The organism is Collinsella sp. CLA-ER-H4 (genome assembly GCF_040092395.1).
Lineage (GTDB): Bacteria > Actinomycetota > Coriobacteriia > Coriobacteriales > Coriobacteriaceae > Collinsella.
In genome coordinates, this window is sequence record NZ_JBBNLQ010000007.1 from 49,141 (window position 1) to 65,560 (window position 16,420).

Genomic DNA, 16,420 nt, shown 5'->3' on the forward strand with positions numbered 1-16,420 from the left:
CCTGCGAAACTGCGGGCGGGACGATATGTCCCGGCCTCATGCAAAGGGTAACTCAATGAACGAAGCGAACATCGAGTATAGGGTTCGAGGTCCAATAAAAACTTTGTTGCAGCTCAACCGCCATCGCAAGTAAATCGCAGCTGCAGCTCGAATTATTTCCGCTAAGAACTTCGAGGAGTGAGCAGGCCTCATGCTGCATCTCAGCTACGTCAACTTGGCCGCCCCGTAGCGAGGCCCCGGACCTTTGCTCGATATGAGTTCCGCACGAACAGGAGGCGCCAGTGGCGCCTCCGTCGTGAGCCAGGACTGTCCGAAATAGCGAGTAAAGGTCCGGGGCCTCGCTACGGGGCGGCCTGGGATGGTTATTAGAGATGCAGCACGCGGTCGCGGATCTCCTCGGTTCGACCCTGGTTCCAGAACTGGGTACCGATGTAACCGCACGTGCGACGGGCGACGTTCATCTTCTCCTGGTCACGATTGCCGCAATTGGGGCACTCCCACACCAGTTTGCCGTCATCCTCGACAATCTTGATCTCGCCGTCGTAACCGCACACCTGGCAATAATCGCTCTTGGTGTTGAGCTCGGCGTACATGATGTTGTCGTAGATGTACTGCATCACGCGAATGACAGCCTTGAGGTTGTCCTGCATGTTGGGAACCTCGACGTAGGAGATGGCACCGCCCGGCGAAAGCTGCTGGAACATACCCTCGAACTTGAGCTTGTCGAATGCGTCGATCTCCTCGGACACGTGGACGTGGTAGCTATTGGTGATGTAGCCCTTGTCCGTCACGCCCGGGATGATGCCAAAACGACGCTGCAGGCACTTGGCGAACTTGTAGCTCGTCGACTCAAGCGGGGTACCGTACAGCGAGAAGTCAATATCGCTTTCGGCCTTCCACTCCGCGCACTTGTCGTTCATGCGCTGCATGACGGCCATGGCAAAGGGCGTGCCCTCCTTCTCGGTGTGGCTGTGGCCCGTCATGTACTTGACGCACTCATACAGGCCGGCATAACCCAGACTAATGGTGGAGTAACCGCCCACGAGCAGCTTGTCGATCGTCTCGCCCTTCTTCAGGCGGGCGAGGGCACCGTACTGCCAAAGAATCGGTGCGGCATCCGAAAGCGTACCCATCAGACGCTCATGACGGCACAGCAGGGCGCGGTGGCACAGCTCAAGGCGCTCGTCGAAGATCTTCCAGAACTTATCCATGTCCTGATGCGAGCTCAGCGCGACATCGGGCAGGTTGATAGTCACAACGCCCTGGTTAAAGCGACCGTAGTACTTGGGCTTGTTCGGGTCATAGTTCAGCGCGTTGGCCACGTTGTTAAATCCGTTACCGGAGCGGTCGGGCGTCAGGAAGCTGCGGCAACCCATGCAGGTATAGCAGTCGCCGTTGCCCGCGGTCTCGCCCTTCGACAGCTTGAGCTCGCGCATCTTCTTCTCGGAGATGTAGTCGGGCACCATGCGCTTGGCGGTGCACTTCGCAGCCAGCTGAGTCAGGTAGAAGTACGGGGAATCCTCGTGAACGTTATCGTCCTCGAGTACATAGATGAGCTTGGGGAACGCCGGGGTGATCCACACGCCGGCTTCGTTCTTAACGCCCTCATAGCGCTGACGAAGCGTCTCCTCCACAATCATGGCAAGGTCGTGCTTCTCCTGGGGCGTACGGGCCTCATTGAGATACATAAAGACCGTCACGAACGGCGCCTGGCCATTCGTGGTCATAAGGGTCACGACCTGATACTGAATCGTCTGAACGCCGCGGCGGATCTCGTCACGCAGGCGGTCCTCAACAACCTCGCGGACCTTTTCGGGAGATGCGGAAACGCCGAGCTCCTCGAGCTCGCGGGCGACCTCGCCGCGAATCTTTTGACGGCTCACCTCGACGAACGGGGCAAGATGGGTCAGCGAAATCGACTGGCCACCGTACTGGGAGGAAGCAACCTGAGCGATGATCTGCGTCGCGATGTTGCAGGCAGTCGAGAAGCTGTGCGGCTTCTCGATCAGCGTGCCCGAAATAACAGTACCGTTCTGGAGCATATCCTCCAGGTTCACCAGGTCGCAGTTATGCATGTGCTGGGCAAAGTAGTCCGAATCATGGAAGTGAATCAGACCCTCATTGTGAGCATCCACAATCTCCTGGGGCAGCAGCACACGCTGGGTCAGGTCCTTGGAGATCTCGCCGGCCATGTAGTCACGCTGAACGGAATTGACGGTCGGGTTCTTGTTGGAGTTCTCCTGCTTGACCTCTTCGTTGTTGCACTCAATCAGCGACAGAATCTTGTCGTCGGTCGTGTTCTTCTGGCGCTTCAGGCTCTGAACATAGCGATAGATGATGTAATGGCGAGCGACCTCGTAGCAGTCGAGACGCATAATCTCGTCCTCGACCAGATCCTGAATCTCCTCGACCGACACGGTGTGGCCCGCGTTCTCGCATGCCTCGGCGACGTTTTGTGCCGCGTAAACCACCTGGCGGTCGGTAAGACGAGAGCTCTCCTCGACCTCCAAGTTTGCGGCGCGGATGGCATTGACAATCTTATCGATGTCAAAGACAACCTCGGTGCCGCTGCGCTTGATGATCTTCATCCTCTTGCCCCTTTCGCGTCGAAATCGTATTGCGCTTCAGAGCCAAACGATGCCCGGCAGGGCTTGCCCCTGTCTTGCGGCGCCGTCGCGCAATCTGTGTTTTCGAAAACCATAGGCCCTCATGCGGACAATCCTCGCAGCCAATCAAGGGGCTCGAAGATCCATCCAAATGGGGCGAATAAGGTCCTCGTTCTCTGTCCGCCATCTATCATACGACAAAGAGGCATCTATATCCTGTATTCTTTTTTTAGGTCAAACACAACATATAGTGTTTCAGCAGGTCAAAGCAATTAGTCATTTTGCAGACGCATTAATTATGAGGGGTTCTTGACAAGTCGGTAAAACGTTACCAACACGGCTACCTGCATGGCAGTTATAAAACCCCCTTAGTCAAGCCGCTGACAAATCCTACCAAAACCAAGCCGCTCACGCCAAAAGAATCCAAAAGATTATGCTTGACCAACATGTTGCGGTCGTGCCTTGCCAAGCCTCATGCAACCGCGGTACGAATCCTTGAAAGATATATGCATGCAAACGGAGAAGATGAGAGTTTCCTCGGATGACTACTGAGAAGCATCCCGGAAGATCAAAAAAGTCGAATTTTGGTGGTCTATTTTGTGGTGCGTTTTATGGTAAAACAAAACAGCCCAGAGGACATAGCCTCTGAGCTGCGAACATTTGGTGGGCGTTAGAAGATTTGAACTTCTGACCTCTTCCGTGTCAGGGAAGCGCTCTCCCCCTGAGCTAAACGCCCAAATGGAGCGGACAACGGGGCTCGAACCCGCGACCCCAACCTTGGCAAGGTTGTGCTCTACCAACTGAGCCATGTCCGCTTACGAGGATTAATCTTACGTGATGCCCGCATCCTATGCAAGAACTTTTTTTGAAAAGTTTTGCGACGCTCTCGCGAGGGCATCAGTCGTCACGAAAGGCGCGAACAAACGCAGGCTCGCAGCGAGATGCCCCTACATCTCACCGAGCATGATCCAGGCAGAGCTGTCCTGCGCGAGCCTGCCGTCTGCAAGCGGTGATGAGGTGAGCAGGACCCTGCCCGCCGGCAGCTCCACGGGTGCTGCACCGAAGTTCGTCACACACGCCCAGCCGTTATCGCGGCGATAGGCGATGACGCCGCCCTCAGCGCCCTCGGCACCATCCGCAAGACCGGTGCGCCCGTCAAGATCGAGCCACGCAAGATCGTTGGCGCACCCGCGCAGCTTGCGCCGCAGCCAGAGGGCGTCACGATAGAGCGCAAGCATCGATGTCGGGTCCGTTTCTTCCCTATCGGCAGCATAATCGGAAAACCATGCAGGCTGCGGCAGATGGGGCGCCGCATCGGCGTCTGCCGGCGAAAACCCAAACGATCCGCCCTGCGCGGGATCGTCCGCCGCCACCCACGGCAGGGGCACGCGACAGCCGTCGCGCCCCTTCTCGCGCTTCGGTCCGTGCGTATTGGCCGCACTGGGATCTTCGAGTGCGGCCCACGGAATGTCAGCCACCTCAAAAAGGCCGAGCTCCTCACCCTGATACACGTATGCCGAGCCCGGAAGCGCCAGCTCAAGCAAAAGGGCTGCCCGCGCGCGGCGCTCGCCGAGTTCACGGTCCTCGTCATAAGACGACCCGTCGCGTAAGAGCCAGTCGAGCGCAATCTGGTGGTAGCGCGTCGCCTTGATTTGCGGCAGGGCATAGCGTGTCGCCACGCGCGGCACGTCGTGGTTGGAGAGTACCCAGGTCGAGGCGGAATCGGATTCGACGGCTGCCTTCAAGCCCTTCTCGATTGCAGTGTGCATGTCATCATAGGTCCAAGTGGCCTTGGCAAACTCAAAGTTGAATGTCTGGCCAAGCTCGCTGGGACGCGCATAGAGATACTGGCGCTCGGGCAGCACCCACGCCTCGGCAACGGCACTGCGCGGCGGATTATAGCGGTCGAACACGCGGCGCCACTCGCGATAGATCTCGTGGACCTCATTGCGGTCCCACAGCGGATGGGTGCCGTCGTCAACCATGTCATCGCCCTCGGCGAGATGCCACCGGTCGAGGTCATCGCGGTCGAGATCCTTGGCGAGACCTTGCGCCACATCAATGCGAAAGCCATCGACGCCTCGATCGCTCCAAAACGCCAGGACGTCGCAAAAGAGCGCATGAACCTCGGGGCATGACCAGTCAAAGTCCGGCTGCTCGGGCGTAAACATGTGCAGATACCACTGACCGTCCGCAACACGCGTCCAAGCGGGGCCGCCAAAGTTGGCATTCCAATTGGTGGGAGGCAGCTCACCGTGCTCGCCGCGACCATCGCGGAAGATATAACGGGCGCGTTCGGGCGATCCGGGGCCGGCGGCAAGAGCGGCTTTGAACCAGGGGTGCTGGTTGGATGAATGGTTGGGCACGATGTCGACGATGACCTTGATGCCGCGCGCGTGAGCCGCAGCGATCATGTCATCAAAGTCGTCAAGCGAGCCGAGACGTGGGTCGACATCGCAGTAGTCCGCCACATCATAGCCACCATCGACAAGAGGCGATGGGTAAAACGGGCTCAGCCAGATGGCCTCGATACCCAGTCGCTCAAGATAGTCCATCTGCTGGGTAATGCCCGCGATATCGCCCAGACCCGAACCAGTCGAATCCTTAAACGAGCGCGGGTAGATCTGATAGATCGCGGCGTCGGACATCCATGAGCGCGAAGAAGACTTTTCTGTAGCCATGGGGCGCATCTCCCTTGCAACGAGGTTTTGCGAGATCCCCACGATGATACGCCCAAAGCGGACATTCGCGGCAAACAACGCCACAGCCACGACCCAAAACGCTCGCTCCCTCTCGGGTTCGAGCCCAGGCGATGGGTACGAAAAAGCCCGGCTACCGTAGTAGTCGGGCTGCTGCGTTTGGAGCGGACAACGGGGCTCGAACCCGCGACCCCAACCTTGGCAAGGTTGTGCTCTACCAACTGAGCCATGTCCGCATATGTAAAACAAAACGGGCGCCGGAGCGCCCGGATGTTGCCTGGAGGCGAAGCCCGGATTCGAACCGGGGGTAAAGGCTTTGCAGGCCTCTGCCTTACCACTTGGCCACTTCGCCGAAAAAGGACCGCCTAAACGGTCCGGAAATGCAGTGGAGCGGACAACGGGGCTCGAACCCGCGACCCCAACCTTGGCAAGGTTGTGCTCTACCAACTGAGCCATGTCCGCTTGCGGGTTATTAATTTACGCGAGTTGTCCAAAAGACGCAAGTACTTTTTTCAAAAAACTTGTCTGCCGCATGTTCTTAGTAGCTAAACGCGCTAAAGCGATTGGCTAGGCACACGATTCCAGCGCTCCGCTAAACAGCTTCACCATCTGTACGCGCGTGCCGGCGCCGTCCGTACGACGAGCAACCTCCACGTTATCGACGAGCATACGCATAAGCTTGATGCCACGGCCGCGCTCCTCGGATGCGACCGGCTCGCTCGTTACATCGATAGAATAGCCGGCACCTCGATCAAGCACCTCAACCACAACGCGATCGCCATAGGCCTGAACCGTCAGGACGCACCCGATACCGCCCGCATGGTCATAGGCATTACCCAGCGCCTCCCCCGACGCCAATGCGACATCGTAGCGCTCGTCACGGCGCAACGGAAGCGATTCAAGGAGTTCGGCGATGCGATGTCGGTAGTATGGAAGATTCTCGATACCCTGACGGACCTCGACGCTCTTACTCCAGCGAGGCAGCTCCCCCACCGGAATGGCGGGAATAGACTCCCGTGCCGGCCCCGCGACATGAAGGATATCGACAAGACGAGCAATCTCCAAAAAGCGAACAACTTCACCCGATGCATTGACGAGCGAAAGCAGGCCTTCTCGCCTCATGAGCTCACGAGCGCGCGTAAGCAGGAATGCCAAGCCCGTCGAATCGATAAAGCTAACAGCCTGACAGTTGATGACAACACGACGCACGCCGCGGCCAATCAAAGCATCCAACCGCCGACGCAGCGCAGGCACCGTGGCGATGTCGATATCGCCTGGTGGCGTCAAAACCGCTATGTCATTCCACTCATTCATACGACCATGGTTCCCCAAAAGAGCTTGTTCGATGCATGCGTTTCCGCAACCGTGCGGATTCGACGCGCCCAGCGTCGCTGTTTAGGACCGGCCCCGCAAAAACTCAAGGGACACCAATGCAATGTCATCGTCCAGCGCCGATTCGGTAAATCGGTCGAGCTCGCCCAAGACCTTGCCGCAGATTCCCGATACGCCCTCACCCGAGACAGAGAGCAGAAGGTCACGAAGGCGCTGCTCGCCAAAGAACGCTCCGGTGCGGTCGCGGGCCTCAATCGTTCCATCCGTATACATGAAGAGCATGTCGCCGGGAGCGAACGTAAACACGCCCGTCTCGTAAACCATGCCTTCGAATGCGCCGATTACGCCCGATTGGCATCCAAGCAGTTCGACCTCTCCCCCGCGGGCCACGCCGCCGCCCAGCGGCATCGACTCTGGCCTGATGACCATGGTCGGAGGATGGCCCGCCGAACAATACGTTGCGCGTCCGGCTTTAAGGTCAATCTTGGCGATAAAGGCCGTCACGAACGTCTCGACCCTCGAAAAGCCCATGAGCATGCTGTTAAGGGAGCGTGCCATGCGGGCCGGGCCAGCGCCCTCCCAGGCATATGCCGTCAGGGCCGTCTTGACGAGCGCGGACATCGATGCGGCCTCAATGCCTTTGCCAGACACATCACCCAAAATCATGACGGCGCAGTCGTCGGGAAGTCGGATGAGCGTATAGAAATCACCGCCGACCAACGCCGAGTTCGTGGCCGACAGGTACACCGAATCGGTTGCGATACCCGGAACATCCCCCAGGGAATTTCTCATGCCGATCTGGAGGGTCTGAGCGATATGGCGCTCCTCGCGCTTTTGAGATTCGCCTTCGTAGATCAGTTCAAAGTCATGCGCCAAGTGCACCAAGTAGTCATATTCAAGGTCATCAATCGGCTCTTGGCTACCATCACGAAGCAGCAGCGCGCGCGTCGTCGGACTCTTCGCAACAGAAGCAGGAACAATCGCGTCGTTACTGTGCTTGCCATCACCCTCAGAGCGCGGGCGCCCCGCCTCGATGCCGGAGTCGACGTAGAGACCTTGACAAGGCAGACCATGCGCCCTAAGCCAGCCTCCCATAGGCATCGATTCGTCAACGCGAGTTATACGGACGTGTTTAAGGTCCTCGGCACTCGTGCCGCCCAAAACAGATGCCTCAAAGCCATCAGGGCCAGCCCCCAGACGTGCCGCCGGCGCCGTCGTGGAAAAGAAAAGCTTCTCGGGATCGTCCGGCAAAGCAACGCGACTGCCGCCTTCAAAATCTATGACGTAGGAATCCAGACTGGCGTCATACTCAACAGGGCAAAAATGGCAGTTAAGCATATTGCAGATCTCGGACGATACCGCCTGGGTAGCCGCGGCGGAATCGTCTAGAAAGGTAAACAACTCATCACGCAAGACATTGAGCGAGCGGCCAAGCTCGGCCGTGCGACGGGAGCGAAGGCTCGATGCCATGCCGACCAGCTGGATAGACAGGTAATCGCAAATGACCTCGAGCACATTAACGTCATAGGCGAGCGGTGCCTGAGGGCGTTTCCAACCAACTTCCAGCACGCCAAGGATCTGCGTACCGTAAAAAACAGGAAGACAGATCTCGCTGCGGTACGGAGGCATATCCTGCATGCGCAACAGGTGCTTAGAACGATTGTCCAGGTCCATGAACATACCGGAGGCGGCCTTATCACCCTCAAGGTCCTGTTGAATCGACAAGCGACAGGCACGCGACTCACGAAGAACATACGTCGGAATGCCAGCGCCATACGGCAAAAACTCAGGCAGGTAGCTGTCGTACAGTTCCTTGGAAACACCGCGAAGTTTAAAACCGCCGCTCTCAGAAAAATAGATAGCGGCACCCGAAGCATCGAGCGTTCCTACAAGCTGGTTCAAAACGGTATCAAGTAGGCTGGGCAGCTCATCGGAGCCCACGGTACTCATAATGACCGAGAGCGTGCCAGAGAGGCGCTTGTTAGCCACTCTAAGCTCCGAAAGAGCACGCTTGAGCTGACGGTCGTGAGAATACTGTTCCTCGATACTATGAAGCGCCACAAGGACACGTGGTGCGCGGCGCCCAAAGATGCGTGGAGGCGTTACGGAGCCCGCACGAACCAAGACGGGGATAAAGGAGCCGTCACTCAGCTTGAGCATCAATTCGTTCTCGGAGCCATCAGTTTCAAATGGCAGACGATGTTCCGTCGCACGTTCAAAAGCGGATGAGTACAGGACGTCTTTAACATCTCCACCGATGACGTCGGCGCGTTCCTCGCACATCAAACCAAGTAAGCGATTATTCACATGCAGAATTGTTCCGTCAAGCTCGCAGATGATGACAGCATCGCTCGTGATCTCGACTAGTTGGGCAACGTCTGCCCACTCGTTGCGTTCAAGCGTTTCCATCGTGGACCCCACCGTCTATCGGTAACAAAAAAGCCTCCGAAGAGGCTTCTCAAATGCGATGGTGTCGGAGGCGGGACTTGAACCCGCATGACCAAAAAGCGGTCACTAGCACCTCAAGCTAGCGCGTCTGCCAATTCCGCCACTCCGACATGCTATGTTGTTTCGCGGTTCATTTTGTTGGACCCGCGCGTTCAACGAGGAAGATAATAACCTATGATTCGAGAACTGTGCAAGCACTTTTTTCAAAAAAGTTTACGAATTTGTAAATACGCAGGTAGACGGACCTGTTCGGGCCGGAATGAGGTTGCTTTCCAACGCGTCCTCGGGCATGCGGCATTATTTTGCTCCGCGCTTCGCGCTACAAAATAATGCCACCCCATGCGGAATGCGTTGGAAAGCAACCTCATTCCGGCCCTAGGAGTATGTACTCCGGACACAGTTCTCAAACATGTTCTGGGGGCTGATGCAAATTTGGTGGCTCGGCTTTGCCGAGCCCTTATATAAGGAGGCCGGAGCTAAAGCTCCGGCCTCACTAACTTTCCTATTAGATAAAGTGAGCGATCGAGGAATCGCACTCCCCCTGCCGAGTTGCCGCAGGGCCCGCCCTGAAGTTATTTTTCAGAACACTCCGCAGGACGCAAGAAACCCCCGCCGCACGAAGTGCGCAGCGGGGGTTTCTTGCATGTCCGAGGACGTTCTGAAAAGTAACTTCAGGGCGGGCCCGGACGAGAACAACCGACTACAGGTCGATGTGCGATTCCTTGATCGGGAACGGCTCCGCGAAGTGGCAGGCGCAGCAGTGACCCGGTGCGACTTCCTTAAACTCGGGAAGCTTCTCAGAGCAGATACCCTGCGCGATCGGGCAGCGAGTGTGGAAACGGCAGCCGGTCGGCGGATCCAGCGGTGACGGCGGATCGCCGGCGAGGATGATGCGCTTACGGGTCTTCTGGATATCCGGATCGGGAACCGGCACGGCAGACAGCAGCGACTGCGTGTACGGATGGTGAGGCTCGCTATAGAGCGTCTTCCAGTCCGAAACCTCGACCATCTTACCCAGATACATAACGGCAACGCGATCGGAAATGTGCTGCACGACGGACAGGTCGTGAGCGATAAACAGATACGCGGTACCGAACTTGTCCTGCAGTTCCTTGAGCAGGTTCAGAACCTGGGCCTGAATGGACACATCCAGAGCGGAAACCGGCTCGTCGCAGATAATCAGCTTGGGCTTCAGAGCAAACGCGCGGGCAATGCCGACACGCTGACGCTGACCGCCGGAGAACTCATGAGGATAGCGGTTGATGTGCTCGGGGTTCAGTCCGACAACGTCGAGAAGCTCGCGGACACGCTCAATGCGCTCCTCCTTGGTGCCCACGCCGTGAATGGTCATGGGTTCGGAGACGATCTCGCCGATGGTCATGCGGGGATTCAGCGAAGCATAAGGATCCTGGAAGATAAACTGCATCTCGCGACGCATGTCCTTGATCTCGTGTTTGCTCATCTCGGCAACATCTTTGCCCTGGAAGAACACCTTACCGGCGGTCGGCTTGGTCAGACGCATGATGGTGCGGCCCGTGGTGGACTTACCGCAACCAGACTCGCCAACCAGACCAAAGGTCTCGCCCGGATAAATCTCAAAAGAGATGTCGTTTACAGCAGAGACGACACGCTTGGAGAAGCGCTTGGCGAACATGCCGGACTCAGCGGGGAACTCCTTAGAGAGGTGCTCGACCTTCAGCAGCGGAGTACGCTCGTTGGTATCTGCCATTACGCCTCGCCTCCCTTCTTGGAATCCTTGCGCGTACGGGACGTCACAGGAGCGTTCTTGAGGAACTCGGGGTCGCCAGCGTAGTGGCACGCAGAATAGTGACCAGACTCGGTAACAAAACGCTCGGGGCGCTGCTTGCGGCACTTATCCGTCGCATAGGGGCAGCGAGGAGAGAAGACACAGCCCTCGGGCAGGTTCATGAGCGAAGGCGGGTTGCCATGAATCGGCGTAAGCGGCTTCTTCTCATCGATGGCCTGCTCCGGGATGGAGCGGATAAGGCCCCAGGTGTAGGGGTGGCGGCTCTCGTAGAAGATTTCCTCAGCAGTACCGAACTCGACGGGACGGCCGGCGTACATAACCATGATCTTGTCGGCCATATCAGCGACAACGCCCAGGTCATGGGTGATCATGATGATGGCGTTGCCGTTCTTCTCCTGCATTTCCTGCATAAGCTCAATAATCTGAGCCTGAATGGTAACATCCAGGGCAGTCGTGGGCTCGTCGGCAATTAGGATATCGGGATCGCAGGCAAGAGCCATAGCGATCATGACACGCTGACGCATACCGCCGGAGAACTGGTGCGGATACTCATTGACGCGCTTCTCGGGCTCGGGGATACCCACGAGGTCCAAAAGCTCGGTAGCGCGCTTGAGCGCCTCCTGCTTGGAGTAGCCACGGTGCAGACGAAGGCCCTCGCCTACCTGCTTGCCGATCTTATAGACCGGGTTCAAGGAGGTCATAGGATCCTGGAAGATCATCGCGATATCGTTACCGCGAATGTGCTGCATCTCTTCCTCGGTCATCTCGAGGATAGAACGACCGCGATAGCGAACGTCGCCGCCCTCAATCTTTCCCGGAGGCATCGAGATAAGGCCCATGATGGTCATGGCGGTCACGGACTTACCGGAGCCGGACTCGCCGACGACACCGAGGGTCTCGCCGCGATCGAGCGTGTAGGAGACACCGTCGACAGCGCGAACGACGCCATCCTCGGTGTGGAAATACATCTTTAGGTCATCGACCTCGAGCAGATGCTGGCCCTCGGGAACCGGCTGGTCCTTCAGGTCCACATAGTTCTTGTTCTTCTTCATCCTTATGCGTCCTTCATCTTGACGTCGAGGGCGTCGCGCAGACCGTCACCCAGCAGGGTGAAGGCGAGCACCGTCGAGAGAATTGCCAGACCGGGCATGATCATCATCCAGGGAGCAGTCAGAAGATACTGCTGACCGTCCTGAATCATGGAGCCCCACGAAGGCGTAGGCGGAATAACGCCCATGCCGAGGAAGGACAGAGCGGACTCGGTCAGGATGGCGCCACCAATGTTCATGGTCGCGTAGACCACGATGGAGGCGACGGAGTTCGGGAAGATGTGACGCACGACGATACGAGCATCAGATGCACCCATCGCGCGCGCAGCATCAACATAGTCGTTTTCCTTGACCGTCAAGATTGCAGAGCGGAAGACGCGCGCAATCGAAGGCCATCCGAGAATGCCGATGGCGATAAAGACGTTCTGAAGACCACGACCGATAACGGCGATCATGGCGACAACGAACAGCACGTACGGGAACGCTAGGAAGATATCCGCACAGCGCATGATGATCGTATCCCAGATCCCGCCGTAGAAACCTGCCAGAGCGCCCATGACCAGACCGATCACCGTGGAGATCGCGGTGGCCATAATGCCGACGGACAGCGAAACGCGTGCACCGTAGATAACGCGGACGAGAATGTCGCGACCAAGGGCGTCGGTGCCAAACGGGTGCTCTGCACACGGAGCCAACAGCGACGTCTCGGCCATGGTGGTCGAGTCGGAAGCCGTCGGCGAACCGAGCCAGGGCTTAGCCCACAGATCTGCGGTCAGGGCAACCAAAACGACGATAATGATCCAGCAGACACCGATAACGGCGAGCTTGTTCTTGCGAAGACGCTTAAAAGCGTCGCCCCACAGCGTGCGGGACTTGGCGGGAGCAGATGCGGCCTTGGTGGCGGTAGCCTGCTCCTGAGACTGAGAATCAGTTTCCTGCATGAGACGTACCTCCCTTAGGCCTTATCCGACGGACCGCCAAGGCGGATGCGCGGGTCGAGGAATGCATAGCTAATGTCGACGAGCAGGTTAATCACCATGACGACGACGACGATGAGCGTAACGCCGCCCATAACGATGGGCCAGTCACGCATGCTAATGGCGCGATAGACCTCATAGCCGATACCGGGCCAGTTAAAAACCGTCTCGGTCAGGATGGCGCCCGAAAGCATGCCACCAAAGTCGACACCAATATAGGTAACGACGGGGATGAGTGCATTCTTAAGCGCATGCTTGACGATGATCGCGCGATTGGAGAGACCCTTGGCCTTTGCCGTACGGATGTAATCCTGGTTCATGACGTCAAGCAGCTGCGAGCGCATAATGCGGGCGGCATAAGCGGTCGAAACCGAAGCCAGCGTAATGGTCGGAAGCACATAGTGCATCCAATCCTGATACTGAGAGCTGGAACCGCCGGCACCCGAGATCGGCATGGAGATTGCACCGCCCGTAGCGTCCTTGAGGATGACGCCAAAGAACAACTGCAGCAACATACCGAGCCAGAAGGCCGGGACCGCAACGAGGATCGACGTGGTGAGCGTTACCAAAATATCCCAGAAGGAATAACGCTTTACCGCCGAAATGATACCCGCACCGATACCCATGATTGCCTCGAGCACGATGGCGCACGCGGCAAGTTTGACCGTATACGGATACTTCTGGGCAAAGATTTCCGTAACCGGCAGCTTGCGCTGATACGAATTGCCCAGATCGCCATGAAGCAGGCCGTTCATGTAATACAAGTAACGGTCCACGAGCGACGTTTGAACGGGGTCGCCGTTCTCGTCAAGGATCGCGTTGCCGTCCTCGTCCGACTGGACCAGGTGATAGCGGACGCGAAGCTGAAGCTCCACCTCGGGGGACAGAGCTTTGTCTCCACCGATCAGCTTGATCGGATCTCCCGGCACGATATTCTGGAGGGCGAACAGAATCAGCGTAACGCCCAAAAATACCGGGATGAACTGAAGCACACGTTTAATGATGTACTTACCCATAGCACTCCCCTATCTAGGTATTAACCTAAATGGGATGCCGATCGCCAGACCGGCATCCCAAAATTACCATCAGCCAGTTTACCCCAGGTTAGGGAGAACTGTATGTTTCCCATGAGGTCTACGTAAATACTTGACCCTCACGGAAGCTGCAAACTCTTAGGCGAGCTCAGCAGTACCCAGCTCGGCGTGCTTCTGCGGATCGACATAGAGGTGCTTGATGCGATCGGAGCCGACGATGGTGTGCGTGTAGAACATCACCGGGATGACCGGGCAGTCGGCAGCGACCATTGCGTCGGCCTCCTGCATCTTAGCGACGCGCTCGTCGTCGTCAACCGTGGTACGAGCCTCGTCGACCTTGGCGTCGAACTCGGGGTTGTTGTAACCGGAACGGTTGTCGCCACCGAGGGAGTCGGAGTGGAACAGCGGATACAGGAAGTTGTCCATGATCGGGTAGTCGGCAATCCAACCCAGACGACCGAACTGATAGTTAAAGTTCTGATACTGCTCGAGCAGGGCAGACCACTCAGGGGTATCGGAGACAGCAGTAACGCCAACCTTGGCGAGGTCGCCGATGATGGACTCCATGATCTCCTTGTGGCCACCGTCCTGGTTGTAGGAAAGGGTCACGTTAATGCCACGATCGCCGTTAGCGTCAGCGGGAGCAACCTTGTCGAGGTACTCGTTAGCCTTGTCGACGTCGTAGGCGCAGAACTCCCATGCGCCCTCCTTGTAGCCATCGATGCCCGGAGGAACAATGCCGTCGGCGGGGGTACGGGTACCCTTGAAGATAGTCTTGCAGATGGCCTCACGGTTGATGGCCAGGGAGATACCCCTGCGCAGGTCGGCGTTGTTGAACGGCTCGGCCGTGTTGTTGCAGGTCAGGTAGTAGGTGGAAGGCTCGGAGCCGAGCAGCATGCGCTCGCCGTCACCCATGGTGTAGCCGTCCTTGGACACGCCGCGATCCTTCTTGGCGGCGTCGATCTGAGCAACGGGAACGTCGCAGACATCGAGGTTACCGGCCTGGAACTCCTTGTAAGCGGTCTCCATGTCCTTGATGACCTGGAAGTGGATGCCATCGATCTTGGCCTTGTCGCCATAGTAATCGTCGAACTTCTTGAGGTTGATCTCCTGACCATCCTCCCACTTGCCGTCCATCATGAACGGGCCGTTACCGACCGGTGCAAGGTAGAAGCTCTTGGCATCGGACTCGGCGCACTCGGGAACCGGGGCCAGAGCCGGGTGAGAGGCGACGAAGGGGAAGTCGGCGTAAGCGGAAGACAGCTTGACGACGAGGGTCTCATCGTCGGGGCAGGTAACACCGCTGAGTTCAGTAGCGTTACCGGCAAGCAGATCGTCATAGCCCTCGACCATGGAAAGGTGATAGGAGACCTCGGAAGGGCCATACTCGGTAGCGATGGCCGACTTGGTGTTGACCAGACGCTCCCAACCGAGCTTGAAGGACTTGGAGGTAACGTCGTCACCGTTGTGGAACTTGGCCTTCTTGATCTTGAAGGTGAACTCGGTGGCGTCGTCGTTGGCCTCGAAGGACTCGCAAGCCAGCGGAACGATCTCGCCCTTCTCGGCGTCATAAGAGGTCAGAGCGTCAAAGAGCTGGTACTCGACCTGAGTGCCCTGGTCCTCCTGGACATTGTAGGGGTCGATGCAGACCGGGTTGTTGATGTAGAAGTTCAGCGTCGAACCGGACTCAGAACTGGAAGTGTCGCCGCCCTTCTTGCCGCATGCGGCAAGAAAAGCCATGGAGCTCGCAGCGAGGGTGCCGCCAACAAAGGCGCGACGACCCATAACGGGCTGGTGGAACATAGAATCAGCCATGCCATCCTCCTTATGATATAGGACAAAGAAATGTTCAGTCGGACATATGTCGAGACAATCCGATCCGAACCATCAAAACGCCGCCCGCTGCTATGGCTGGTTATGCACAACGAACCAACGTTTCGTAATACAGTAGCGCATTTTATGCACGATTTGGGGCTAATTCCGGTTAACGGTCGAGAATTTCTTTAGTTGGGCGAAGTATGTGGGGATATTTTGACTCTGTTACAAATATGTAAACAAAAAGGGTCCCGCACATGCGAGACCCATTGCAAACGTATATACGCCGATGCTTAGTAGCCCACGATGCCCTGCGGGAAGAAGAACATGCACAGGACGACGCACACGGCAAAAACAACGGCCATAATTACCGTCAGGCGATCGAGGTTCTGCTCCATGACGCCCGTGGCAGAGCTGGAGTTATACAGCGAGCTAGCGATCATATCCGAAACGCCGGTGCCCTTACCGGAATGCATCAGGACGAGAATCGTCAGCGCCACGGCAGAGACAGCCCAAACGACAAACAGAAGAATCTGGAACGGACCCATAGATAAGCTCCTTAATAGAACAGTTCAAACTCCAGTACTGTACCACAATCCCCCGCTCTCCCCTACCTGCCACTCAAGGACGGGGTGGAAATGGCAGAAATACCAAAAAGGGGGTTGTCCGGTTGTGGACAACCCCCTTACTAG

The 16,420-nt window shown here is 57.3% G+C and carries 10 protein-coding genes and 6 tRNA genes; all 16 read right to left on the minus strand.

Translation table 11 applies throughout. From position 1 onward, the window contains the following. Nucleotides 1-365 precede the first annotated feature (365 nt). Complete coding sequence (gene nrdD, locus AAAX34_RS06200; RefSeq protein ID WP_349110449.1) at nucleotides 366-2,588, minus strand: anaerobic ribonucleoside-triphosphate reductase; 2,223 nt, start codon at nucleotides 2,586-2,588, stop codon at nucleotides 366-368. A gap of 679 nt (nucleotides 2,589-3,267) precedes the next feature. Beyond that, a tRNA-Val gene (locus AAAX34_RS06205) sits at nucleotides 3,268-3,342 on the minus strand. A 3-nt stretch (nucleotides 3,343-3,345) separates the two neighbouring features. After that, nucleotides 3,346-3,421, minus strand: a tRNA-Gly gene (locus tag AAAX34_RS06210). A gap of 132 nt (nucleotides 3,422-3,553) precedes the next feature. After that, the gene (locus AAAX34_RS06215) at nucleotides 3,554-5,287 is read right to left on the minus strand and encodes a glycoside hydrolase family 13 protein (protein ID WP_349110450.1); all 1,734 of its coding nucleotides are present in this window, start codon (nucleotides 5,285-5,287) and stop codon (nucleotides 3,554-3,556) included. Between the two features lie 178 nt (nucleotides 5,288-5,465). Then, nucleotides 5,466-5,541 (minus strand) — tRNA-Gly (locus AAAX34_RS06220). Between the two features lie 42 nt (nucleotides 5,542-5,583). Next, nucleotides 5,584-5,657 (minus strand) — tRNA-Cys (locus AAAX34_RS06225). A gap of 34 nt (nucleotides 5,658-5,691) precedes the next feature. Then, nucleotides 5,692-5,767, minus strand: a tRNA-Gly gene (locus tag AAAX34_RS06230). Between the two features lie 105 nt (nucleotides 5,768-5,872). Beyond that, nucleotides 5,873-6,619, minus strand: coding sequence for an anti-sigma factor antagonist (locus AAAX34_RS06235; protein WP_349110452.1), 747 nt, complete (start codon nucleotides 6,617-6,619; stop codon nucleotides 5,873-5,875). Between the two features lie 81 nt (nucleotides 6,620-6,700). Beyond that, nucleotides 6,701-9,046: a SpoIIE family protein phosphatase gene (locus tag AAAX34_RS06240; protein WP_349110453.1), complete on the minus strand. Its 2,346-nt coding sequence runs from the start codon at nucleotides 9,044-9,046 to the stop codon at nucleotides 6,701-6,703. Between the two features lie 59 nt (nucleotides 9,047-9,105). Further along, nucleotides 9,106-9,195: transfer RNA gene (locus AAAX34_RS06245), tRNA-Leu, on the minus strand. Nucleotides 9,196-9,785: 590 nt separating this feature from the next. Beyond that, nucleotides 9,786-10,814, minus strand: a complete 1,029-nt coding sequence (locus AAAX34_RS06250) for a dipeptide ABC transporter ATP-binding protein (protein WP_022094888.1) — start codon at nucleotides 10,812-10,814, stop codon at nucleotides 9,786-9,788. After that, the gene (locus AAAX34_RS06255; RefSeq protein ID WP_055310514.1) at nucleotides 10,814-11,905 is read right to left on the minus strand and encodes an ABC transporter ATP-binding protein; all 1,092 of its coding nucleotides are present in this window, start codon (nucleotides 11,903-11,905) and stop codon (nucleotides 10,814-10,816) included. Before AAAX34_RS06255 ends, AAAX34_RS06250 begins: the two co-directional genes overlap by 1 nt. Before the next feature lie 2 nt (nucleotides 11,906-11,907). After that, entirely contained in the window at nucleotides 11,908-12,843 is a 936-nt protein-coding gene (locus tag AAAX34_RS06260; protein WP_055310513.1) for an ABC transporter permease, read from the minus strand. Between the two features lie 14 nt (nucleotides 12,844-12,857). Further along, nucleotides 12,858-13,895 carry an ABC transporter permease gene (locus AAAX34_RS06265; protein WP_349110454.1) on the minus strand — a complete coding sequence of 346 codons (1,038 nt, stop codon included), beginning with the start codon at nucleotides 13,893-13,895 and terminating at the stop codon, nucleotides 12,858-12,860. Nucleotides 13,896-14,051: 156 nt separating this feature from the next. After that, a complete protein-coding gene (locus tag AAAX34_RS06270) occupies nucleotides 14,052-15,728 on the minus strand; it encodes an ABC transporter substrate-binding protein (RefSeq protein ID WP_349110455.1) in 1,677 nt (558 codons plus the stop codon). 293 nt (nucleotides 15,729-16,021) lie between these two features. Then, entirely contained in the window at nucleotides 16,022-16,276 is a 255-nt protein-coding gene (gene secG, locus AAAX34_RS06275) for a preprotein translocase subunit SecG (protein WP_006236144.1), read from the minus strand. Between the last annotated feature and the right edge of the window lie 144 nt (nucleotides 16,277-16,420).